This is a genomic window from Nocardia aurantiaca (assembly GCF_009708175.1).
Lineage (GTDB): Bacteria > Actinomycetota > Actinomycetes > Mycobacteriales > Mycobacteriaceae > Nocardia > Nocardia aurantiaca.
Genome location: NZ_WMBB01000015.1, coordinates 150291 through 171682, shown reverse-complemented (window position 1 = coordinate 171682; position 21392 = coordinate 150291). Strand labels below are relative to the sequence as shown.

Here is a 21392-nt window from a genome sequence, read left to right as displayed (position 1 = left end):
AAATGCCTGATCAGAGTGGAGTTGCCGGTCAGCGCGTCCGGCCGCGCAGCAACTCCCGCTCGATCTCGTTGCCGCAGAGCTCGGCGGCCCGCCCGAACGCCGCCCGCGCCTCGGCCTCCCGGCCGAGCCGCGAAAGCAGGTCCCCGCGGACCGCGTGCAGCAGGTGGTAATCGTCGAGCGTCCCGGTGGCGGCGATCGCGTCGATCAACTCCAGGCCCGCGGCGGGACCGTGCACCATGGCCACCGCGACCGCCCGGTTCAACTCCACGATCGGCGACGGAAACCGTTGCGCCAGCACGGCATACAGTCCGGCGATGCGCCGCCAATCGGTGTCGGCGGCGGTCCGCGCCACGGCGTGCACCGAGGCGATGGCGGCTTGCAGGGCGTAGCGTCCGGGCGGCAGGTCCCGCGTCCGGTTCAGCGTGTGCGCGCGGGCCAGGGCGGCCAGACCGCGGCCGATGGAGAGCCGGTTCCAGCGGGAGCGATCCTGATCCGGCAGCAGGACCAGGCCGTTCTCGGCGTCGCTGCGGGCCGGGGTGCGGGAGGCTTGGAGCTCGAGTAGCGCCGCCAAGCCGTGCACCTCGGGCTCGCCAGGGAGCAGACCGGTCAGGATGCGCGCCAATCGCAGTGCCTCCTCGCACAATTCGGCCCGTACCCAGCGCTCGCCGGAGGTGGCGGCGTAGCCCTCGTTGAAGATCAGGTAGATGACCTCGAGCACGGAGTCCAGACGCGCGGTCAACTCCGTGCCCTCCGGCACCTCGTACGGGATGCCCTTGGCGGTGATGGTGCGTTTGGCGCGCACGATGCGTTGCGCCACCGTCGATTCCGGGACCAGATAAGCGCGCGCGACCTCGGTCGTGGTCAGGCCGCCGACCATGCGCAGGGTGAGCGCCGCCCGCGCCGGAGGCGAGAGCACCGGATGGCAGGCGGTGAAGATCATGCGCAGCAGATCGTCCGCGATGGCCGGTTCGGGCTCGCCGGAAGGCTCCTCGGCCGTGATCGCCAGCCGCCCGAGCTGCTCCAGTTTGCGCGCGAAATTCACGTCGCGCCGAATGCGGTCCACCGCACGGTGTTTCGCGGTCAGCATGAGCCAGCCGCCCGGATTGGGCGGTACGCCGTCGCGCGGCCACTGTTCCAGCGCCGCCACCAGGGCGTCCTGCGCGAGCTCCTCGGCGGTGGCGATATCCCCGACCATGCGGGTCAGGCTCGCCACCAGCCGCGGCCACTCGATGCGCCAGGCCGCCTCGACGGCCCGGCGCGCCCGCTCCTGCGGATTCAGTTCTGGCCCTCCAATTGCCGGACCTCGACCTCGATCTCCCACTCCGGCCCGTGGACGCGCAGGAACCGGGAGGCCCACTCGGCCGCCTCCTCCGGCGAGCGCGTCTGCAGCAGCAGATAGCCGCCGATGATCTCCTTGGACTCGGTGAAGGGCCCGTCCACGACGGTCTGCGTGCCGCCGGACTGCCGGATCCGGGTGCCCTCCTCGATGGGTCGCAGGCCGGCGGTGTCGAGCAGGACGCCCGCCTTGGTCATCTCCTCGATGATGTCGTTGACCTTGGCGATCAGGTCCTCATCCGGGCCGCCCTCGGGAACCTGATTGGGGTCCAGGCGAATCAATACCAGGTGTCGCATTGTCCGATCCTCTCGCTAGGCGACTTCATACTTGACGAAAAGGGCACCGGAATCGAAGGATTTCGACTCCAGCAGATTCAGATTCATCGCGCTCTTGTCCCGGAACAGCGGAGTGCCGACGCCGATCGTCACGGGGTGGATGACGATGCGGTACTCGTCGATGAGCCCGGCGTCGGCGAACCAGTGCACCAGTGTGGGGCTGCCGTAGATGACCAGCGCTCCACCGTCTTCCGCCTGCAGTTCCGCGATGCGGGCCGCCCCGTCCGCGCCGATGATCCGGGTGTTGCGCCACCCGGCCGACTCCAGCGTGGTCGAGAAGACGATCTTGTCGACATTCGTGACCCACTCGGCGTGCTCGAGGTCGTGCGCGGTGGCCTGCGGGTTGTCCGCAACCACCGACCAGTGGTCGCGCATGCCCACGAAGGTCTTGCGGCCGTAGATCGTGGTGCCGATATCGGTCCGGATGTGCTCGTCGTGGAAGGCGGCGAGGTCCGGGCTGTAGGAGCGGAAGGTCCATTCCAGCCCCAGATCGGTGTTCGAGGCCGCGAAGCCGTCGAGGGTCATGTGCTCGAATGCGACTACCTTTCGCATCGGAATCCTTTCGTCGAGGTATGGGGGCCGGTTCGGTCCTCGACTCCACCTCGAACGGACCCGGGCGGAATCGACACGTCCGCCGGAAGATCTCGTCGGAGATTTTCGGTCAGACCCATTCGACGAGTTGTATGACGATGCCATTCGGGTCGAGGGACTGGAAGTAGCGCTCGCCCCACGGCTCGGTCTCGATAGGGGTCACGATGGGCACGCCTTCTTGTCGGACCCGCTCGTATTCGGCGTCGATGTCGTCGACGACGAACACCACCAGCAGGCCCTCGCCCGCGCTGCCCGCGATGCGGTCGGGCTTGAAGCTGCCGAGGCCGGTGCGCAGGTAGATGACATCGAATCCGATGTCCGGGCGGGTGAGATTCACGAAGCCGTCGGCCGACATCTTCTCGGTGAAGCCGAAATGGTCGATGAGGAACCTCGCGGAGGCGATGGGGTCCGGCACGTTCAGGGAGATTGCGGATGCGGTGACGTTCATGTGGCCACCAAGGTGGTGCCAAATAACTCTGTATTAAGTACACTGTACTTTGTACTTAAATTCTTGACGGGCCACAAAGTGACGACTATCACACCGATACGATCGGCGGCGGAGGTGACGCGAATGGCCGGACGAGGCGGGGACCGCAGCGGTGCGGGTGACCCGGTGCGCACGCTGGAACTGCTGTGGCGCGAACCCGGATCCGGTGGATCCACGCGCGGGCCCAAGCAGCGCACCACCCTGGACGCGGTGATCGCGGCCGCGCTCGAAATCGCCGACGCCGAGGGGCTGGACGCGCTCACCATGCGGTCGGTGGCGGCGAAACTGGGCATCACGCCCATGGCCACCTACACCTACGTGCCGGGCAAGGCGGAACTGCTGGACCTCATGCTCGACACCGTCTACCAGCGCATGCCACGCCACGATCTGAGCGGAATGCCATGGCGGGAGCGGGTTTCCATGATCGCCGCCGAGAATCGCGCGCTGCTGACCGAGCACCCGTGGGTGGCGTATCTGCCCACCACGCGGCCGCCGCTGGGTCCGGGCGTGGCCGCGAAATACGACCATGAGCTGCGGGCCTTCGACGGGCTGGGCCTCGACGACCTCGACATGGATTCCGCCCTCACCTATGTTCTGGGCTTCGTGACCTCGACCGCGCAGCTGGCCATCGACACCGCGCGGGCCGCGGCCGAGAGCGGGCAGTCCGATAACGACTGGTGGGAGCGCGCGGCCCCGCTGCTGGCACGGGTCTTCGACGCCGACCGCTATCCTCTGGCGGCCCGGATCGGCGCGGTCGCGGGACAGGCGCACGAGGGCGCCTACAGCGCGGATCACGCCTACGAGTTCGGGTTGGCAAGGGTATTGGACGGATTGGCCGTCTGGATCGAAAACCGCAGGCTCTGACCGTTCTTTGACCGTGCGGACAATTCGTGCAAGACAGACCGATCGGGACGATGGTCTCAATTTCGCCGCGCGGACGGGCCTATCGCGGGCAGAATTCCTGCTATGCCGCGAGCAGTCCCGGCAATCGTTGCCGCCGAAACCTTCACTCGGGCAGCGCAGCCGGTGCTCCCGGTGGGAGACGGCCTGGTGCTGCGGCCTTGGCTGCGCCGCGACGGCCCCGAGGTCTACGCGGCCTTCCAGGACCCTGCCATTCGCCGCTGGCATGTCCGCACCGCGGACACCGTCGAGGAGGCCGGCGACTGGGTCGACTCCTGGGCGCGTTCCTGGCACAGCGGCACCGCCGCCAATTGGGCTGTGGCCGACAGCCGTACCGGCCGCCTCATGGGCCGCGCGTCCCTGCACCACATGGAGTTATGGCACGGCGAAGCCGAAATCGCCTACTGGGTGGTCCCCGCCGCCCGCGGCCGGGGCATCGCCCCCCGCGCCGTGGACGCCCTGGTCGGCTGGGCCTTCGAGGTGGCCGGGTTCCACCGCCTCGAACTCCGTCACTCCGTCCACAATGCCCAATCCTGCCGGGTGGCCCACAAATCCGGCTTCGTCCTCGAGGGCATCAACCGCAGCGCGGGCCTGCACGCCGACGGCTGGCACGACATGCACCTGCACGCCCGCGTCCAGCCCACCCGCTCCGCCGAACCGGCGCATCGCGTCACGTACGCCGAGACCATTCCCGAGGCCGCCACCCAGCCGGTCCATCGCCTGCGCCGGTGACCTCCTCCGAGTTCGCCACCACGCGCCGCGTTGACCCGGTCCGACATCACCGCGACACCGGGATCGCCGGCACCGGCTTCGCCGCTACGGCATCCGGATCCCAACACGGGTCACGCTCCGACTGGATCCGCCGACCGATCCCGAACTCGCCGACCGACCCCGAACTCGGCGGCCGGCTCGGATAGGTCAGTGGTCGGTTTGGATGCGGAGGGCGGTGATCGTGCTGGCGAGGCCCTCGTATTGGTTGGTGAGCAGGACGATTTCGATGAGACGGCGCTCGTCGTAGTGAGCGGCCAGGGCCTGCCACGTGGCGTCGTCGAGGTCGCGGGTGGTGACGAGCTGGTCGACGGCGGTGAGCAGGGCGCGTTCCTTGTCGGTCCAGCCCGGCGCCGACGGGCCCTCGCGCAGGCGGTCCAGGATTTCGGCGGTGACGCCCGCGCGGCGGCCCAGCCGGATGTGATGGTCGGTCTCGTACTCGCATTCGCGTAGATGCGCGACGCGCAGGATGACGAGTTCGGACTCGTACCTCCGCAGCTTGCCGCCCGGCATGAGCCGCCCGGAGTAGTGCAGCCACCCGCGGAACAGTCCGCCGGTCCGGCCCAGCGTGCTGAACAGATGCGCGTCCTGCGTCCCGGCCGCGCGCGAAAGCGCTTGCCAGACAACCCAGTTCACCGGCCCGAGCTCCCGCAGCCGGCCGGGAGCGATGCGTGGCTTCGTCGACGGCATAGGTCCTAGTCAACAGCATCCGACGCGCGGATGTGATCATTCCCGCACCGCGCGGGCGAGTTTGGTCAGTTCCAGGGCGCGGCGGGCGCGGGTGAGGACGTGGGCGCGGGAGCTGGTGAGGTGAGCCAGCAGGGTGCGCAGGGCGGTATCCAGTTCGCCGCCGAGCAGGAATTCGGCGATCGCGATGTGATCCTCGGCCATGGCGGCGATGCGTTCGGGGGTGGGCATGTCCAGGGCGCGGACGGGGCGGACGCGGGCCTGCACGGTCGAGAGCGCTTCGGCCAGCGCGGAATTCCCGGCCGCCCGCAAGAGGGTGGTGTGGAACTGCTCATCGGCGGCGATGAGCGCGGCTCCGGGCTCGGGTGGGTGTTCGCGAATCCTGCGCCAGATCTCGAGTTCGCGGTGGAGCGCGGCCCTGTCGTGCGGGGTGGCCGTGGGCAGCGCGGGCTCGGGTCGCGGGGTATCGGTTCGGGCGCCGGCTGGATCCGGCCGGGCGGCGTCGGCCAGCGGTTCGGGAAGACCCGAGGGGGTGGCCTGGAGGCGCTGGATTCCTCTGGCCTCCAGAATGATGCGGAGTTCGTAGAGGTCACCGAGCTCGTCGACCCGGGGCCGGTACGGGTACAGGCCGTCGGCGTGGCGTTCCAGCAGGCCGTCGGCGTAGAGGCGGGCCAGCGCCTCGCGGACGGGGGTTCGGGACACGCCGTAGGTCTCGGCGAGCCGTTCCTCGCCGAGCCGTTCGGTCGGCACCAGCACCCCGGTCGCGAGATCCTGCCGGAGGGACCGATAGACCCGCTCGGACAACGGAATACGCCCCCTGCGCGCGTTCACGAAAGTGTCCGATCAGATCGCCATGGCCAGGCGCACCGCGGATTCCGCGCCCGCGCCGCCCACCCCCGAGGAGGTCACGCGACCCGAGCGCAGCACATAGAACTGCTGTGCGGCCTGCAGTGCGAAACCGATGTGCTGTTCCACCAGCAGCACGCTCAACCCGCCGCGGCCGGTGAGCTCGATGATGGTGCGCTCGATCTCGGCGACCACCGAGGGCTGGATGCCCTCGGTCGGCTCGTCCAGGATCAGCAGCTTCGGTTCGGTGATGAGGGCGCGGGCGATGGCCAGCTGCTGACGCTGGCCGCCGGAGAGCAGTCCGGCCTTGCGGGACGACAGTTCCCGCAGCGCGGGAAACAAATCCAGTGCTTCGGCGATGAGTTCCTTGCCCCGTTTGCGGCCGTCCGCCACCACCTGCAGGTTCTCCATTGTGGACAGCTGTGGAAAACTCTGCTGCCCCTGCGGTACGTAGGCCAGGCCGCGTTTGACCCGCCGTGACGGCGACATCTTGGTGATGTCCTCGCCGCCGAAGCGGATCTTCCCGGACTTGGCGGGCAGCAGTCCGACCGCCGCGCGCAGCAGCGAGGTCTTCCCGGCCCCGTTGTGGCCCATGATGGCCGCCACGCCATTGTCCGGAACCGTCAGGGAGACACCGTGAATCACCTCGGTGCGGCCGTAGCCGGTGTGTAGGTCAACGAGTTCCAGCATCCGCGGCCTCCTTCGACTCATCCGATTCCTGTTCCGCGCCCGCGGCCTCGATGGCCTCCGCGGGCGGCAGCTCACCGGCCGCGGCGGTGCCGAGGTAGACCTCCTGCACCTTCGGATCGGCCTGCACCTGTTCCACGGTGCCCTCGCTGAGGACGCGGCCGCCCGCGAGCACCGTCACCGAACTGGCGAACGCGCGCATGAAGTCCATGTCGTGCTCGACGACGACGACCACCCGCTCGCCGCCGATGCGGCGCAGCAGGTTTCCGGTCTCCTCGCGCTCCTCGGCGCTCATGCCGGCCACCGGTTCGTCCAGCAGCAGCACCGAGGCGTTCTGTACCAGCAGCATGCCGATCTCCAGCCACTGCTTCTGGCCGTGTGCGAGCACGCCGGCGGGCTTGTCGCGCAGCGCGGCGAGCCCGGTGGTCTCGAGCGCCTCCTCGATGGCGGGCAGCACCGAGGCGCGCCGGCGCAGCAGGGTGAGCGCGGAACGTCCCGCGCCCGCCGCGATGTCGAGGTTCTGCAGCACGGTGAGCTGTTCGAACACGCTCGCGGTCTGAAAGGTGCGGCCCACGCCGAGTCGGGCGATCTGATGCACCTTGCGGCCGATCAGCTCGCTGCCGGTCTTCTGCGCCGACCCGGTCGCGGGCACCAGACCGGTGATGGCGTCGATGAGGGTGGTCTTGCCCGCGCCGTTGGGGCCGATGAGGAAGCGCAGATCGCCCTGCAGGACGGTGAGGTCCACATCGGAGACGGCTTTGAAGCCGTCGAAACTCACCGACAGGCCGCGGATTTCGAGGTACTCGCTGTCCATTCCGGCGTTGCCGCCGAGCTTCGGTTCGGGTGCGGTCATCATGCTTCCACCTTCTGCTCGGCCGCGGCGCCGGACTCCGGCTCGGTCTCGGACTCCGGCTCGGTTCCGGCCGCGGTCTCGGTCTCTGGCTCGGCGGCCGGTTCCGGTGCGGCCGGGGCCGGCGTGGGCCGCGGCCGCACCAGCAGCCGCTTCGCCATGGGCCCGAATCCCGCGAGTCCGGCGGGGATGAAGCCGACCACCACGATGAACAGCGCACCCTGGAAGTAGGTCCACGCGGACGGGAAGTGCTCGGAGAACGTGGTCTGCGCCCAGGCCACGCCCACCGCGCCCAGCACCGGCCCGAGCAGGGTGGTGCGGCCGCCGATGGCGACGCCGATCAGGAAGGCGATGGAGGGGACGACGCCGATGTCGGCGGGGGAGATGATGCCGACGATCGGGGTGAACAGCGCGCCCGCGATGCCCGCGAAGAAGGCGGCCACCACATAGGCGACGATCTTGATATTGGCTGGGTCGTAGCCCAGGAAGCGGACCCGCTCTTCCTGATCGCGCACGGCGACAAGCAATTCCCCGTACCGGCTGCGCATGAGTTGCCGCGCCACCGCCACCACCGCGAGCAATGCGCCCGCCGCGATGAAGAACAGCATGCGCCGGTTCACCGGATCGTCCAGGCGGAAGCCGAAGAACGAGCGGAAGTCGCTGAGACCGGTGAAACCGCCGATCGTCTGCTGGCCGGTGAGCAGAATCGCCAGCGCCGCCGCCAGCGCTTGGCTCAGAATCGCGAAGTACGCGCCCTTGACCCGGCGTTTGAAGACACCGAACCCGAGCACCGCCGCGATGGTCGCGGGCAGCATCGCAATGGCGAGGACCGCCACCGGCGCCGACTCGAAAGGCCGCCAATACGAGGGCAGTTCGGGCACGCCGGCTATGGTCATGAACTCCGGCACATCCTCGTGCGCCTTGGCGGCATCGGCCATCTGCATGTGCATGGCCATGATGTACGCGCCGATGCCGAAGAACACGCCCTGCCCGAGGGTGAGCATGCCGCCTCGGCCCCAGGCCAGCCCGATGCCCACCGCGACGATGGCGAAACAGAGGAACTTGGCCAGCAGGCTCAATCGGAAATCGGTGAGCACGGCCGGTGCGACGCCGAACAGGACGATGGCGGCGATGACGAAGCCGCCCAAGGCTTTCACGGAGGAATGCGCGCCGAGACGCTGGATGACGGTCAAGCCAGACTCCTCGTCCGGACGGTGAACAGACCCTGCGGGCGTACCTGCAGGAAGATCACGACCACGATGAAGACGATCACCTTCGCGACCGTGGCGGTGGTCGAGTATTCGACGAACGAATTCAGCAGCCCCATGGCGAAGGCCGCGATCACGGTGCCCTTGATCTGCCCGAGGCCGCCGATGACCACCACCAGGAAGGCGTCCACCAGATACGACTGCCCGATGGTGGGGCTGGTGGAGCCGATCAGGGTCAGCGCGACACCGGCCACGGCCGCCAGGCCCGAGCCGATGAAGAACGTGCTCACATCGGTGAGACGCGAAGAGACGCCTGAGGATTCGGCCAGACTGCGGTTCTGCACCACCGCCCGGATCCGGCGGCCCAGCGGCGTCATCTTCAGCGCGGCGGCCAGCGCGATCACCGCCACCACGGCCAGCGCCATGATGAACAGCCGGGTCTTGGGCACCACCGTGCCCGCGATGGTGAGGCCGCCCGTCAGCCAGTCCGGCGCGACCACGTTCTTGGCGGGTGCGCCGAAGATGTCGCGTACCGCCTGCTGCAGGATCAGCCCGACACCGAAGGTGACCAGCAGGGTGTCCAGCGGGCGGTCGTACATCCAGCGGATGAGCCCCATTTCCAGGGCCGCGCCCAGCAGCCCGCCGACCAGGAAGCCGACGAAGAGCGACACGATCAGCGCCACGCCCGTCGCCGAGATCAACTGCTCCACAACGTAGGTCGTGTAGCAACCGGCCATGATGAATTCGCCGTGCGCCATATTGATGACGCCCATCTGACCGAAGGTCAGGGACAGGCCCAGCGCGGCGAGCAGTAGGATCGAGCCCAGACTCAGGCCCGTGAACAGCTGTCCGACAGCGGCTGTGTTCAATGTGCCCTCCGATTCGCTCCGGGCGGGTTCGCGGCCCAGGAGGTCTCGTTCGTTCCTCCCTCCCTCCGCTCCCCGTCTCGCTCCGAAGGCGCGGGCCTACGGAGCCGCGGTCCAGAACGAGACGGGCCGCGAACCATCGGGGCGGTGGATAGGGATCGTCTTTCGATTTATTGCGTGTAGTGGTGCTGAAGAGTCATTGCCCGCCGTGCGGCTGGTGCGGCCTCGCGGCCGCACCAGCCGCCCCTCATCGGCGGCCGCCGAATTACTTCAGGCCCTTGGCCCAGTCGTAGTTCTTCAGGTACGGGTCCGGTTGGATGGCTTTGCCGGAGTCCCACACGGTGTAGATGAGCCCGTCGGGGTGGATCTCGCCGATGCGCGCGGTCTTGGTGATGTGGTGGTTGGAACCGTCGATGGTGACGGTGCCCTCCGGCGCGTCGAAGCTGACGCCATCCGCGGCCTGCTGAATGTCGGCCACCGCGAACGACTTCGCCTTCTCGACGGTCGCCTTCCACAGATAGACCGAGGTGTAGGCGGCCTCCATCGGGTCGGAGGTGGGCTTGTTCGCGCCGAAGGCCGCCTTGTACGCGGTGACGAACGCCTTGTTCTGCGGGGTGTCGACGGTCTGGTAGTAGTTCCAGGCGGTCAGCTGGCCCGCCACATTCTGCACGCCGACACCGCCGACCTCCTCCTCGGCGATGGATACCGAGACCACCGGCATGTCAGCGGCTTTCAGACCCGCGTTGGCGTATTCGCGGAAGAAAGCCACATTGGAGTCGCCGTTGAGGGTGTTGAACACCGCACCCGCCTTGGCAGTGCGGACCTTGTTGACGATTGTGGAGAAATCGGTGGAGCCCAGCGGCGCGTAGTCCTCGCCCTTGATCTCGATGCCATGGGCCTTGGCGTAGGCCTTGATCTCGCGGTTGGCGGTCTGTGGGAAGACGTAGTCCGAACCCACCAGGTAGAGGGAGGTGACGCCCTTCTGCACGAGGTAGTCCAGCGCCGGGATGATCTGCTGGTTGGTGGTGGCGCCGGTGTAGAAGATGTTCTTCGAATCCTCCAGGCCCTCGTACTGAACCGGGTAGTACAGCAGTGAATTCAGCGATTCGAATTTGGGTTTCATGGCCTTGCGCGAGGCGGAGGTCCAGCCGCCGAACACCGCGGCCACACAATCGGAGCTGATCAGCTTCTCGGCCTTCTCCGCGAAGGTCTTCGGATCCGACGCCCCGTCCTCGAGCACCACCTCGAGCTTCTTGCCCATCACGCCGCCCGCGGCATTGATCTGGTCCACCGCCAGTTTGGTGGCATTGGCGACGGTGACCTCGCTGATGGCCATGGTGCCGGTCAGCGAGTGCAGCGAACCGATCTTGATGGTGTCCTTCGAGGTGTCCACGCAGGACTTGGCATTGGAGCCGGAGGCGGTGTCGCTGTCGCGTGAACCGCAGCCGGCGACCATGACGGCGGACAGCGCCAGCGCGGTAGGAATGGTGATCGCCTTCATCAGGCGGGAAGCCCTGTCCCGGCGGGGAGAATCGTGCATGGGCGGATCCTTCACTTCACGGTATTCGGCGACGCCAGGTGCGCCGCTTGCGAATACCGCCGCGTATACAGCGGCTGTATTCGTGGAACGAAAGGTAGACGGGAAGTGTTGCGCCGGAATGACTCTCGATGAATGCCCGATTTCCTATGTTGCCACGGCGTGAATTTCTGTTCACCGCAGTGCGGTTCGTGCTGTGCGCCAGGAACATCATTGCAGTTCAGAGCAGATAAACGGCTCGAGCCGGTGTCGGCGAAAGCTGACACCGGCTCGACTCGGACGGTGAGATGTCCCGCCCAGAGCTGACTTCGCGAGCGTTACGGCCCGCTGCACTCCCAGGCATCCTGCTTATCCGAATTCGGCACCGCCGCACCGGCGGCTCCGCCGACCGCGAGGCCGATCAGTGCTCCGATGAGCGCGGTGAAAGGCAGTGCGATGATGCCGATCCCCATGGTCGCGACCGCGATCGCGATGCCGACGATGCCGCCGGCGAAAGCGCCGACCATGCTGGCCAGCCCGGCTCCGGTTTCGATGCTGCGCGAGCGGGGCGAACTCGGCGAGCAGTCCCAGCGGATCGGCTCGAAGATCGGCGTGGCGACCAGCGTTGTGCCGCCCTCGGTGATCTTCGGCTGGAGCGCGACCATATTGGTGCCATCGGTAATGGCAATGGGCGCCGTCGTGGTCACCACACCGGCGGCGTTCAGGACCTGAACGCCCGCGTCGGTGAGCACGAAGGTGCCGCCGGACAGGGTGGTGCTGACGGTCTTGTCCGCATCGGAGCGGATGGTGTCGTAGTGGATGCCGCCCTGATCTCCGGCCAGGTGCGTAATCGATTGCACGTCCTCCGCGGTCGGCTCCGGCGCGGCGTAGGAAGTGCCCCCCGTGATCGCCATGGCGGCGATGGTGAGACCGGCCGTGGCGACAAGCTTTCTGATTTTCACATGATCATGTTCGTATGGGATTTCACGGCCGTTTACCGTCCGGATAGCCCATCGAATCGGTCACTGAATGATGTACGGCGAGATGGAACTTCGGTGCTCGCTGATATCGAGAGATTTGCCGAGTGGTGGGAATGCGCGCTGTGGGCAGTTGGCGCGCTCGCATACTCGACAACCCGCACCTATCGGAGTCGCTTTGGGCTCGTTCAGATCCAGGCCGTCGGCGTAAACGGTGCGGCCGGCATGACGCAATTCGCATCCGAGTCCGATAGCGAAAAGTTTGCTGGGTTCACCGTATCGGGTGGCGCGGCGTTCCACCGTGCGCGCCACCCATAGATATTTGCGGCCGTCGGGCATCTGGGCGATCTGGGTCATGATCTTCGCGGGGTAGGCGAAGGTCTCGTACACATTCCACAGCGGGCAGGTGCCGCCGCTGGAGGAGAAGTGAAAACCGGTGGCGGACTGGCGTTTCGACATATTGCCGGCCCGATCCACTCGCACGAACGAGAAGGGCACGCCGCGCAGTTTGGGGCGCTGCAGGGTGGACAGGCGGTGGCAGATGGTCTCGTAGCTCTGGGTGAAGAACGCCGACAGCCGCTCGATGTCGTAGCGGAAATCCTCGGCCACCTCATGGAAATGGGTGTACGGCAGTACGGTGGCGGCCGCGAAGTAGTTGGCCAGGCCCAGTTTCGCCAGTACGACCGACTCCTGGCTGGAGAAATTTCCCTCGGCCACCAGCTTTTCGATCAGGTCGCCGCATTCCAGATAGGCGAGTTCGGCGGCCAGCTTGAACACCCGCTGCCCGCCCGAGAGGTGCGGTGCGATCTCCAGGCGGCGCTGTTCGGGATCGAAACGGTGCAGCACGCCGTCACCCAGGTCGATGCGCTCCACGATCTGCACGCCGTGCGCATCGCTGAGACGGCGCGGGATCTCGCGTTTGAGGTCGCCGCCGTGGAATCGCATGCGGTGGGTGAGTTCCTCGGCGGCGGTATCCAATTCGTGAATGTAGTTCTGCCGCTGATAGAAGTAGTCGCGCACTTCCTCGTGCGGTTTGGAGATGGCCGCCGAGCCGCTGCCGTCGGCGAAACGGTCCTCGGTGGCCGCGGCCAGCTGCGCGGTGGTATTCCGATAGCGGCGATGCATGTTGACCATGGCCCGCGCCAAACTCGGGTGCGCGGAGACCATTTCGGCGATCTCCTGCGCGTCGGCCTCCACCCCGAGCTCCTGGTCCATCACGACCTCCTGGAGTTCGGCGATGAGCCGGGTGTCGTCCTGGGAGGAGAAGAAGCCGGCGTCGACGCCGAAGACTTCACTGATGCGCAGTAGGACCGGTACGGTGAGCGGGCGAACGTCGTGTTCGATCTGATTGAGGTAGCTCGCGGAGATCTCGAGTTTCTTGGCCAGTGAAACCTGACTCAAACCGCGCTCGGTACGCAGCTGCCGCAGCCGCGCACCGACGTAAGTCTTGGCCATGCGCCCAAGTTTATGGGTGCATTCGCACCGTTGCCAACGGCAGGATTAACAGAGCTGTGAGCTCTGGGTCACACTCTCCCGGGGCTTCTTCGCCCCCGACACCACTGAGAGCGGGTTTCGGGGGCCTGGCTCCGAACCTCCGGATTTGTCGGTCCGGGGAGTTACCGTCGAATGGTGCTCTTGTCCGATGTGGTTGAGGCGTCACAGGGTGTGCGGGCGACATCGTCGCGCAAGAACAAGATCAATATCTTCGCCGAACTGCTGAAGCGGGCCGCGCCGCAAGAGTTGGCGCAGGTCGTGGCGTGGTTGTCGGGAGATCTGTCGCAAGGGCGGATCGGCACGGGATGGCGGACCCTGACCACGCTGGACATCGAGTCCGCTCGGTCGCCCACCCTGTCCGTGAACGATGTGGATGAATTCTTCGGCGAGCTCGCCGAGGTCGGGGGCAGCGGGTCGGCCGCCCGCCGGCAGGAATTGCTGGGCGCCCTGTTCGGCGCCGCGACCAAGGACGAGCACGATTTCCTGCTGCGGCTGCTGACCGGGGAGATGCGGCAGGGCGCGCTGACGGCGATCGTCGCCGAAGCGGTGGCCGTGGCCTTCGCGGTGCCGATCGCGACGGTGCGCCGGGCGCACATGCTGTCCGGGCGGCTGCCGGTCACCGCGCTCGCGGCGCGTACCGGTGGCGTCGAGGCGCTGGAAGCCTTCCGGCTCGAGGTCGGCCGGCCCATCCAGCCCATGCTGGCCTCACCCGGCGCGACCCTCGAGGAGGCCATGGCCGAGTTCGACGGGCAGGCCAGCGTCGAGCACAAGATGGACGGCGCGCGGATCCAGGTCCATCGCGACGGCGACACGGTGTGGGTGTTCACCCGAACGCTGCGCGACATCACCGCCAGCGTGCCCGAATTGGTCGATGTGGTGCGGAAACTCGACTGCGCCAGTGTGGTGCTGGATGGAGAAACGCTGGCGCTCAACGATTCCGGCCGCCCCCGCCCCTTCCAGGAGACCATGAGCCGCTTCGGCGCGACCACCGCCCGGGAACTGCTGCTGCACCCGTACTTCTTCGACTGCCTCCACCTCGACGGCGCCGACCTGCTCGACGCCCCGCTGCGCGACCGCCGCGAGGCGCTCACCAAAGTGGCCTGCGGCCTGAGCATTCCGGCCCTTATCGCACCCGGTCCGGAAGCCGCCGCCGAATACTTCGACGGGGCGCTGGCGGCCGGCCACGAGGGCATCATGATCAAATCCCTCGATGCGCCCTACGCGGCGGGCCGTCGCGGTCGCTCCTGGCAGAAGATCAAACCCACCCACACCCTCGACCTCATCGTCCTCGGCGCCGAATGGGGCTACGGCCGCCGCACCGGCTACCTGTCCAACCTCCATCTGGGCGCCCGCGACCCCGAGGGCGGCGGCCCGATCATGGTCGGCAAAACCTTCAAGGGCCTCACCGACGCGCTCCTGCACTGGCAGACCGCCGAATTCCCCCGCCACGAACGCGAACGCGACGGCAACACCGTCCACCTCTACCCCGAACTCGTCGTCGAAATAGCCCTCGACGGCGTCCAAACCAGCCCCCGCTATCCCGGCGGCGTAGCCCTGCGCTTCGCCCGCGTGGTCCGCTACCGCCCCGACAAAGAACCCCACCAGGCCGACACCATCGACGCCATCCGCGCACTACTACCCGGCACGAAGTAGCTTTCCGGCGTTACCCACCCGAGCCCGCCGCGTCGCCATGCCCGGGGTGTGTGGATGCAGGTGCCGCGTTTGCTTCTCGCCGGGTTTGTCGGCGGAAGTCCCGACTTTGCTTCTCGCGGGGATGCGGGCGGAGCTCCCGACACTGCTCCCGCCGGGGATGTGGGGCGGAGCCCCCGAAATCGCTACCGAGGATTCGGGGGCGACGCCCCCTGAGAGCCCCGAGAGTTGGGCCTCTCACAGGCGATTCACAGCTGGAATAGGGGACGCTCCGAGCTTCGCGGGGCACGATTCACTGTGTCGAGGTTCGACCGGACGGTTGTCAGGTGACGGGTAGCAGGAACTGCCACCGCATCTCCCACGCGGATTCCCTGTGCGCCCGTGCCGCCCGCTCGACATCGACGGTGGATTGCGCATGGTCCACCTGTGTGGCCGGTGGTGCCTCGCCCCCTCGCCGGGCACCGCCGGCCGCGGTCATTTCGCGGTCACGCGGTCATGCTCCTCCTCATGCGCGCGATCGGGATTCGTGCGCGGTCAGGATTCGTAGTCGTGGGTGCCGGTCAGATTCGGCAGCCGGCGGCGGCCCGCCGCCAGCTCGCCGGCCAGATCCTCGTAGGCGACGGCCAGTTCGGTGAGCCGCTGGGCGGCGTCGTGCACGGCGTCGTCGGGCGACATGGCCAGGGTCAGGTAGGCCAGCGCGGAGAACTGGGCGAGCCGGTCCACCACCGTCCCCACGGTCTCGGTATGCAGGTGTGCGCCGCGGGCGGCCTTGGGGAGTTCGGCCGCGACCCAGCGGTCGATATCGTGTACCAGCCGGGCCCGGTCGTGGTCGATCCGATCGGTGCCGCTCGCCCCGGTGAGCCGCCGCTCGTGCAGGTCCGCGAGTAAGCCGGCGCAGCGCAATACCGGATGATCGTCGGGGGGCAGGCCGCGGCAGGCCTGCAGCAGCAGGTGTTTCGGTGGGAGCGGATGCACGGCCGACATCCTGCCCCTCGAATATCTCCGAATGGCAACGACATTCGGTGCCACTTTGCATCACAGGGGTTGCGTCCGGTGCTGTGACGTGCCGAGATGGTGGGGTGATCCTCACCGTGACCATGAACCCCGCCTACGACATGACCTATCGGGTGGAGACTTTCGAGCGGGGACGGGCACAGCGGGTGCGCTCGGTCGATCAGCGGCTGGGCGGGCGGGGTATCAATGTCACCCGGGTTCTGAATCAGCTCGGCAAATACGCGCGCGCCACCGGATTCTCGGACCATTCCTTCGCCGCCGCCGCCGAACTGGAGATGCCCGTGGATTTCGTGCACGCGCTGCCGTGGGTGCGGCGCACCGTGGTGATCAGTGAATCCGATGACGGCACCGCAACCGCGCTGTGGGAGCCGGGGCCGCGGGTCACCGAACCGCACGCGGTGGATCAATTGCGGGTGCGGGTCGCGGGCCTGCTCTCCGATGTGAGCGGTCTGGTCATCTCCGGCTCGCTGCCCGGCGGCGTGAGCCCCGGCTTGCCCGCCGAACTGGCGCGCACCGCCCTCGCCCGGGGGGTGCCGACCATCTGCGACGTCGACGGGCAGCCGCTGGAATTGGCCGCGCGCGTGCCCGGCGTCGTGCTCACGCCCAATGTCGAGGAGCTGGAACGGCTCACCGGCCGACCGGTCGGCACCATTCCTGAGATCCTCGCGGCGGTGGACCCGCTCATCGCCGACGGCGTGGGCGCGGTGGTGGTGACCCGGGGCGGCGCGGGCATGGTCGCGATCACCCCGACCCGGGCCTGGACGGCGGCCCTGCCGAAACCGCTGGCGGGCAACCCCACCGGGGCGGGCGACGCGGCGGTGGCGGCGATCATCGCCGCCCTGGCCGCGGACGCGACGCCGGACTGGCCGAGCCTGCTCGCCGACGCGGTCGCGACTTCCGGTGCCGCCGTGGTCATTCCGGTCGCGGGCGAGATCGACCGGGTACTGCGGGATCGGCTGCTGCCCACCGTGCGGGTGCGGGAAGTGGAACCCGTCGCTGCCCGCCCGTGACATCCCGTGGGACACGCCGTATGTGAGGCGGCTGTGAACCGTGTCCCGCGGCGGCGTGGTGGCGGGGTCGGCGGGTTGTACGGGGTTAGGTTGGGGGAGTGTCGGACCTGGGAACTCAGCTCGACCGGGGGGCGGGTGTGGACGACAGCTATCGAATGCCACGGGCGGTGCGCGCGGCGCGGATACTGGCCCTGGGAATGGCGGGCCTCGGGGTGATCTCCGTGGCCGCGTCCGGCTGGCTGCTGGGGACCAAGGCCGCGATCGGGACCGCGGCGCCGTTCATCCCGGCGTTCCTGCTCGGGCTGATCGCGCTGGCCTTCAATTCCGAGGGGCAGTCGGTGCGGATCGTCGCGATTCTGGTGGCGGTCATGAACATGCTGTGGACCGTGCCGTCGATCATCGAGGGTCGGCCGCCCGGGCCGCTGGGGCCCCTGGTGTCGCTGGCGGTGATCGTGCTGCTGTTCCGCCGCGACGCGCGTGACTGGTTCGAACCCCCGTCACAGTGGTGGTAGGACCGCACCCCCGCCCGCGATCTCGACGACCGCCGGTGTAACAAGTCGGTCATTTCGTCTGTCCATTCGCAATCTGCGTGCAATTGGCGGCACCTACCGTTGGCCTATGAGTTCGGAAGTCCCCGTGGGGACGGGCATTCACATCAGCGGGCTGAGCAAGGCCTTCCGCTCCGGGCGGCGCGTGGTGCAGGCATTGGACACGGTGGATCTGCATACCGAGCAGGGAGCCTTCCTGTCGCTGCTCGGGCCCTCCGGGTGCGGCAAGTCCACCATCTTGCGCATTCTCGCGGATCTGGAGTCGCCGTCGACGGGGACCGCGAAGATCAATGGTGAGACGCCGGCCGAGCTGCGGCGGCGGCACGAGTTCGGGATCGCCTTCCAGGATTCGGCGCTGTTGCCCTGGCGCAGTGTGGAATCCAATATCAAGCTGCCCCTCCAGGTGGCGGGGCTGCCCGCGGACAGGGATCTGATCGCCGATCTGATCCGGCTGGTCGGCCTGGAGGGCTTCGAGAAGGCCAAGCCCGCGCAACTGTCCGGCGGTATGCGACAACGGGTTTCGATCGCCCGCGCGCTGGTGGTCAAGCCGTCGGTGCTGCTGCTGGACGAACCCTTCGGCGCGCTCGACGATATGACCCGGCAGCGGTTGAACCTGGAGCTGCTGCGCATCTGGACCGAAAAGCCCGCGACCACGTTGATGGTCACGCACGGGATCGCCGAGGCGGTCTTCCTCTCCGATGTGGTGGCGGTGATGAGCCCGCGGCCGGGCCGGGTGGTGGAGGTCGTGGACATCGACCTGCCGCGGCCGCGCACCCCCGAGATGATGCGCGCGCCGGAGTTCCACAAGCTGCACGACTATCTGTCGGAGCTGTTGTTCGGGCGTGGCGGGGTGGCGTCGGAATGAACCGGGGCGCAATGAGAGAACGGATACGGATCACGCGACCGGGTGGACTGGCGGGCATCCTCGTCCTGTTGGTGCTGTGGACGCTGCTGGCCGAATTGCGGGTCGCGGGCGGCACCATCCCGAGCCCATGGAACGTGGTGCGCACCATGCACACCGACGGTTGGGCGCTGTACGGCCCCAACTTCCGGATCACGGCCTGGGGTGCGCTGCAAGGGTTCCTGTGGGGCAATGCGCTGGCCATCGCGCTGGCGGTGCTGGTGGTGCTGATTCCGCCGATCGAAATGCTGGTCACCCAGCTGGCCATCCTGAGCTACTGCACGCCGCTGCTGGCCCTGGGCCCGATCATCCTGGTGGTGTTCGGCGGGCGCACGCCGACGGTGTTCCTGGCCGCCATGTACTGCTTCTTCACCACCATGGTCGGGACGGTGTCGGGGCTGCGGTCGGCCGATCGCACCAGCCTGGATCTGGTGCGGGCCTACGGCGGCGGTCGATGGCAGCGGCTGCGGCGGGTGCAGCTCATCGCCGCGCTGCCGAATACCCTGGCCGCCTTGAAGATCGCCGCGCCGTCCGCGGTGCTGGGCGCGATCATCGGCGAATACCTGGGTGGCGTGGACAGCGGCATCGGGGTAGCCCTGACGGCCGCGCAGACCGCCTACAACGTGCCCCGCACCTGGGGCATGGCGCTGGCCGCGGCGGCGCTGGCCGGGCTCGGCTACGCGATCGTGGCGCTGGTGGCCCGGGTGGCGGTGCCGTGGACGCGAGCGGAGGCGTGATGCGAACCCTGAACGTGCTGCGGCCGATCGGCAGATTCCTACTGCCGCTGCTGGTTTCGCTGATTCTGCTGGTGGCGCTGTGGTACGGATTCCTGAAGCTGTACCCGCAGGTCGGGCTGGTCGGCAAGAGTCCGGGCGACGTATGGAAGTACCTGGTGACCGGACCGACCTCGGATACCGCCCGCCGGGTGATCTTCGATGAAATGCGAATCACGTTGCGGGACGCGCTCATCGGATTCGGTTTCGGGATGGGCGCCGCGCTGGTGATGGCGGCGCTGTTCATCGGCATCCCGGCGGTGGCGCAGGCCTTCATGCCGGTCGCCATGCTGCTGCGGTCGGTGCCGCTGGTGGCGATCACACCGATCATCGTGCTGGTCTTCGGGCGCGGACTGCTGGGCGTCACCGTCATGGCGGCCATCGTGGTGTTCTTCCCAGCGCTGGTGATGATCATGACCGGCCTGCGGTCCGCGCCCGGCCAGGCCACGGAACTGGTGGTGGCGTACGGCGGTTCGAACTGGACCGCCATGCGCATGGTGGCGATTCCGGCCGCGCTGCCGTCGGTGTTCGCGGCCGCCCGCGTCTCGGTGCCGGGTGCGCTGATCGGGGCGCTGCTGGGCGAATGGCTGGGCAGCGGAACCGGATTGGGGGCCGGGCTGATTCGCGCCATTCCCACCTTCCAGTACAACCGGCTGTGGGCATCGATCGCGCTGGTCACGGTGGTGTCGGTGTTCGCGTACGCGGTGGTGGGCGTGCTGGAAAACCTGGTGCTGGCGCGTTTCTCGCCGCAACAGGATCGAGAGTGAGCACACGAGTTAACGCGGCGCACACAAATACCTCTGGAAAAGCAAAAAATCCGAAATCGAAACCGCCTACATTCGCCGCATGAGTGGTTTGTTCCGGCCGGTTCCGGCCTCGCAGTTGTCCATGGGTCGGCGATCCTTCTTCCGCTACGCAGGGCTGGCCGGTGCCGCGCTGGGCGGGGCCGGCCTGCTCGCCGCGTGCGGCACGGACTCGGGCTCCGGCAATGGCAGCAGTGCGGACGGATCCAAGTTCGGGACCGTCGCCGTCCAGCTGTCCTGGTTGAAGAACATCGAATTCGCGGGTGAGTACTTCGCCGATTCCAAGGGCTACTACAAGGAGGCCGGGTTCGGGTCGGTGAATCTGGTCGCGGGCGGCGCGGCCAGCACGTCGGTGGAGGCTGGGCTGGGCACCGGCAAGATCTGGATCGGCATGTCCGCGCCGCAGACCACCGCGCCCGCCGTGCTGGAGGGGTTGTCCGCGAAGATCGTCGGCACCACCTATCAGAAGAACCCATTCTGCATCGTGAGCTCCGCCAAGAACCCGATCCACAGCCCGCAGGAGATGAAGGGGCGCAAGATCGGCGTACAGGACACCAATCAGCTCATCTTCACCGCCCTGCTCACCGCCAACGGCATGTCCCCGAGTGACGTCACCATCGTGCCCGCGCAGTACGATCCGACGCCGCTGGCCAACGGCGAGGTGGACGGCTGGGTCAGCTACGCCACCAACGAGCCGATCACGCTGGCCTCCAAGGGATTCCAGAATTACAACTTCCTGTTCGCCGACTTCGGGCTACCGCTGGTCGCCGAGACGCTGACTGTGCACCAGAAGACGATCGACAAGGAGCGTGACAAGCTCAAGGCGTTCCTGGTGGCCGAGATCAAGGGCTGGAAGGACGCGGTCGCCAATGCCGAGGAGGCCGCGCGGTTGGCCGTCGAGGTATACGGCAAGGACCAGCGTCTGGAACAGCGGGAACAGACGATGGAGGCGATGGCCCAGAACGGTCTGGTCGTTTCGGCCGACACCAAGGCGAATGGGCTGTTCACCATGACGGACGACCTGATCGCACAGAATATCGCCGCGCTCGGAAAGGCCAAGATCGATATCAAGGCGGACAAGCTGTTCGATCTGTCGGTGCTCGAGGAGGTCTTCGCCGAGCACCCGGAATTGAAGTCGTAGCGCC

Annotated in this window: 23 protein-coding genes; 9 read left to right on the top strand and 14 right to left on the bottom strand. The window is 67.6% G+C overall.

All coding sequences use genetic code 11. The features are described from left to right. Window positions 1-28: 28 nt before the first annotated feature. From GLP40_RS28255 to GLP40_RS28240, 4 genes are all read right to left on the bottom strand, one after another. Window positions 29-1279, bottom strand: coding sequence for an RNA polymerase sigma factor (locus tag GLP40_RS28255; RefSeq protein ID WP_154791090.1), 1251 nt, complete (start codon window positions 1277-1279; stop codon window positions 29-31). Next, a complete protein-coding gene (locus GLP40_RS28250) occupies window positions 1276-1632 on the bottom strand; it encodes a YciI family protein (RefSeq protein ID WP_154791035.1) in 357 nt (118 codons plus the stop codon). The genes GLP40_RS28255 and GLP40_RS28250 overlap by 4 nt, the downstream gene beginning before the upstream one ends. Window positions 1633-1647: 15 nt before the next feature. Then, window positions 1648-2223, bottom strand: coding sequence for a dihydrofolate reductase family protein (locus GLP40_RS28245; RefSeq protein WP_154791034.1), 576 nt, complete (start codon window positions 2221-2223; stop codon window positions 1648-1650). A 109-nt stretch (window positions 2224-2332) separates the two neighbouring features. Beyond that, the gene (locus GLP40_RS28240; protein ID WP_154791033.1) at window positions 2333-2710 is read right to left on the bottom strand and encodes a VOC family protein; all 378 of its coding nucleotides are present in this window, start codon (window positions 2708-2710) and stop codon (window positions 2333-2335) included. Window positions 2711-2833: 123 nt separating this feature from the next. On the opposite strand from GLP40_RS28240, the gene GLP40_RS28235 reads away from it, so the two are divergent. Together GLP40_RS28235 and GLP40_RS28230 are read left to right on the top strand one after the other, a co-directional pair. After that, the gene (locus tag GLP40_RS28235; RefSeq protein ID WP_154791032.1) at window positions 2834-3613 is read left to right on the top strand and encodes a TetR/AcrR family transcriptional regulator; all 780 of its coding nucleotides are present in this window, start codon (window positions 2834-2836) and stop codon (window positions 3611-3613) included. A gap of 102 nt (window positions 3614-3715) precedes the next feature. Next, window positions 3716-4381 (top strand): GNAT family N-acetyltransferase, encoded by a 666-nt coding sequence (locus GLP40_RS28230; protein WP_154791031.1) that lies wholly within the window; start codon window positions 3716-3718, stop codon window positions 4379-4381. Between the two features lie 186 nt (window positions 4382-4567). On the opposite strand, the gene GLP40_RS28225 is transcribed toward GLP40_RS28230, so the two are convergent. From GLP40_RS28225 to ramB, 9 genes are all read right to left on the bottom strand, one after another. Further along, window positions 4568-5107, bottom strand: coding sequence for a carboxymuconolactone decarboxylase family protein (locus GLP40_RS28225; RefSeq protein WP_154791030.1), 540 nt, complete (start codon window positions 5105-5107; stop codon window positions 4568-4570). 36 nt (window positions 5108-5143) lie between these two features. Then, entirely contained in the window at window positions 5144-5935 is a 792-nt protein-coding gene (locus tag GLP40_RS28220) for a GntR family transcriptional regulator (RefSeq protein WP_328290761.1), read from the bottom strand. Between the two features lie 12 nt (window positions 5936-5947). Continuing rightward, window positions 5948-6640: an urea ABC transporter ATP-binding subunit UrtE gene (gene urtE / locus GLP40_RS28215; RefSeq protein ID WP_154791029.1), complete on the bottom strand. Its 693-nt coding sequence runs from the start codon at window positions 6638-6640 to the stop codon at window positions 5948-5950. Further along, complete coding sequence (gene urtD, locus GLP40_RS28210; protein ID WP_154791028.1) at window positions 6624-7490, bottom strand: urea ABC transporter ATP-binding protein UrtD; 867 nt, start codon at window positions 7488-7490, stop codon at window positions 6624-6626. Before urtD ends, urtE begins: the two co-directional genes overlap by 17 nt. Further along, the gene (gene urtC, locus GLP40_RS28205; RefSeq protein ID WP_154791027.1) at window positions 7490-8680 is read right to left on the bottom strand and encodes an urea ABC transporter permease subunit UrtC; all 1191 of its coding nucleotides are present in this window, start codon (window positions 8678-8680) and stop codon (window positions 7490-7492) included. Before urtC ends, urtD begins: the two co-directional genes overlap by 1 nt. Then, window positions 8677-9564, bottom strand: coding sequence for an urea ABC transporter permease subunit UrtB (urtB, locus tag GLP40_RS28200; RefSeq protein ID WP_154791026.1), 888 nt, complete (start codon window positions 9562-9564; stop codon window positions 8677-8679). The genes urtC and urtB overlap by 4 nt, the downstream gene beginning before the upstream one ends. Before the next feature lie 262 nt (window positions 9565-9826). Beyond that, window positions 9827-11062 carry an urea ABC transporter substrate-binding protein gene (gene urtA / locus GLP40_RS28195; protein ID WP_154791088.1) on the bottom strand — a complete coding sequence of 412 codons (1236 nt, stop codon included), beginning with the start codon at window positions 11060-11062 and terminating at the stop codon, window positions 9827-9829. 353 nt (window positions 11063-11415) lie between these two features. Further along, window positions 11416-12039: a hypothetical protein gene (locus GLP40_RS28190; RefSeq protein WP_154791025.1), complete on the bottom strand. Its 624-nt coding sequence runs from the start codon at window positions 12037-12039 to the stop codon at window positions 11416-11418. A 60-nt stretch (window positions 12040-12099) separates the two neighbouring features. Further along, the gene (gene ramB / locus GLP40_RS28185; protein ID WP_154791024.1) at window positions 12100-13509 is read right to left on the bottom strand and encodes an acetate metabolism transcriptional regulator RamB; all 1410 of its coding nucleotides are present in this window, start codon (window positions 13507-13509) and stop codon (window positions 12100-12102) included. Window positions 13510-13683: 174 nt separating this feature from the next. Here ramB and GLP40_RS28180 point away from each other — a divergent pair, with 174 nt between their 5' ends. Further along, window positions 13684-15201, top strand: coding sequence for an ATP-dependent DNA ligase (locus GLP40_RS28180; protein ID WP_328290774.1), 1518 nt, complete (start codon window positions 13684-13686; stop codon window positions 15199-15201). Between the two features lie 531 nt (window positions 15202-15732). Here the strand turns inward: GLP40_RS28180 and GLP40_RS28175 are convergent. Next, on the bottom strand, window positions 15733-16173 hold the full coding sequence (locus tag GLP40_RS28175; RefSeq protein ID WP_328290760.1) for a DUF4254 domain-containing protein: 441 nt from the start codon (window positions 16171-16173) through the stop codon (window positions 15733-15735). A 116-nt stretch (window positions 16174-16289) separates the two neighbouring features. On the opposite strand from GLP40_RS28175, the gene GLP40_RS28170 reads away from it, so the two are divergent. The 6 genes from GLP40_RS28170 to GLP40_RS28145 all read left to right on the top strand — a co-directional run bounded on the left by GLP40_RS28170 (window position 16290) and on the right by GLP40_RS28145 (window position 21388). Next, on the top strand, window positions 16290-17222 hold the full coding sequence (locus GLP40_RS28170) for a hexose kinase (protein WP_328290759.1): 933 nt from the start codon (window positions 16290-16292) through the stop codon (window positions 17220-17222). A gap of 98 nt (window positions 17223-17320) precedes the next feature. Then, a complete protein-coding gene (locus tag GLP40_RS28165) occupies window positions 17321-17734 on the top strand; it encodes a hypothetical protein (protein WP_154791021.1) in 414 nt (137 codons plus the stop codon). 106 nt (window positions 17735-17840) lie between these two features. Further along, window positions 17841-18635 (top strand): ABC transporter ATP-binding protein, encoded by a 795-nt coding sequence (locus tag GLP40_RS28160; RefSeq protein ID WP_154791020.1) that lies wholly within the window; start codon window positions 17841-17843, stop codon window positions 18633-18635. 11 nt (window positions 18636-18646) lie between these two features. Continuing rightward, entirely contained in the window at window positions 18647-19408 is a 762-nt protein-coding gene (locus tag GLP40_RS28155) for an ABC transporter permease (RefSeq protein ID WP_230330007.1), read from the top strand. A gap of 8 nt (window positions 19409-19416) precedes the next feature. Then, window positions 19417-20211, top strand: a complete 795-nt coding sequence (locus tag GLP40_RS28150) for an ABC transporter permease (RefSeq protein ID WP_407671689.1) — start codon at window positions 19417-19419, stop codon at window positions 20209-20211. A gap of 79 nt (window positions 20212-20290) precedes the next feature. Further along, window positions 20291-21388 carry an ABC transporter substrate-binding protein gene (locus tag GLP40_RS28145; protein WP_154791017.1) on the top strand — a complete coding sequence of 366 codons (1098 nt, stop codon included), beginning with the start codon at window positions 20291-20293 and terminating at the stop codon, window positions 21386-21388. The last annotated feature ends 4 nt before the right edge of the window (window positions 21389-21392 follow it).

Coding starts and splice junctions, on each gene's coding strand:
- urtA (WP_154791088.1), bottom strand. CDS start 11,062: ATGAAGGCGATCACCATTCCTACCGCGCTGGCGCTGTCCGCCGTCATG.
- GLP40_RS28160 (WP_154791020.1), top strand. CDS start 17,841: ATGAGTTCGGAAGTCCCCGTGGGGACGGGCATTCACATCAGCGGGCTG.
- ramB (WP_154791024.1), bottom strand. CDS start 13,509: ATGGCCAAGACTTACGTCGGTGCGCGGCTGCGGCAGCTGCGTACCGAG.
- GLP40_RS28230 (WP_154791031.1), top strand. CDS start 3,716: ATGCCGCGAGCAGTCCCGGCAATCGTTGCCGCCGAAACCTTCACTCGG.
- GLP40_RS28250 (WP_154791035.1), bottom strand. CDS start 1,632: ATGCGACACCTGGTATTGATTCGCCTGGACCCCAATCAGGTTCCCGAG.
- GLP40_RS28145 (WP_154791017.1), top strand. CDS start 20,291: ATGAGTGGTTTGTTCCGGCCGGTTCCGGCCTCGCAGTTGTCCATGGGT.
- GLP40_RS28225 (WP_154791030.1), bottom strand. CDS start 5,107: ATGCCGTCGACGAAGCCACGCATCGCTCCCGGCCGGCTGCGGGAGCTC.
- urtE (WP_154791029.1), bottom strand. CDS start 6,640: ATGCTGGAACTCGTTGACCTACACACCGGCTACGGCCGCACCGAGGTG.
- urtD (WP_154791028.1), bottom strand. CDS start 7,490: ATGACCGCACCCGAACCGAAGCTCGGCGGCAACGCCGGAATGGACAGC.
- GLP40_RS28235 (WP_154791032.1), top strand. CDS start 2,834: ATGGCCGGACGAGGCGGGGACCGCAGCGGTGCGGGTGACCCGGTGCGC.
- GLP40_RS28245 (WP_154791034.1), bottom strand. CDS start 2,223: ATGCGAAAGGTAGTCGCATTCGAGCACATGACCCTCGACGGCTTCGCG.
- GLP40_RS28155 (WP_230330007.1), top strand. CDS start 18,647: ATGAGAGAACGGATACGGATCACGCGACCGGGTGGACTGGCGGGCATC.
- GLP40_RS28240 (WP_154791033.1), bottom strand. CDS start 2,710: ATGAACGTCACCGCATCCGCAATCTCCCTGAACGTGCCGGACCCCATC.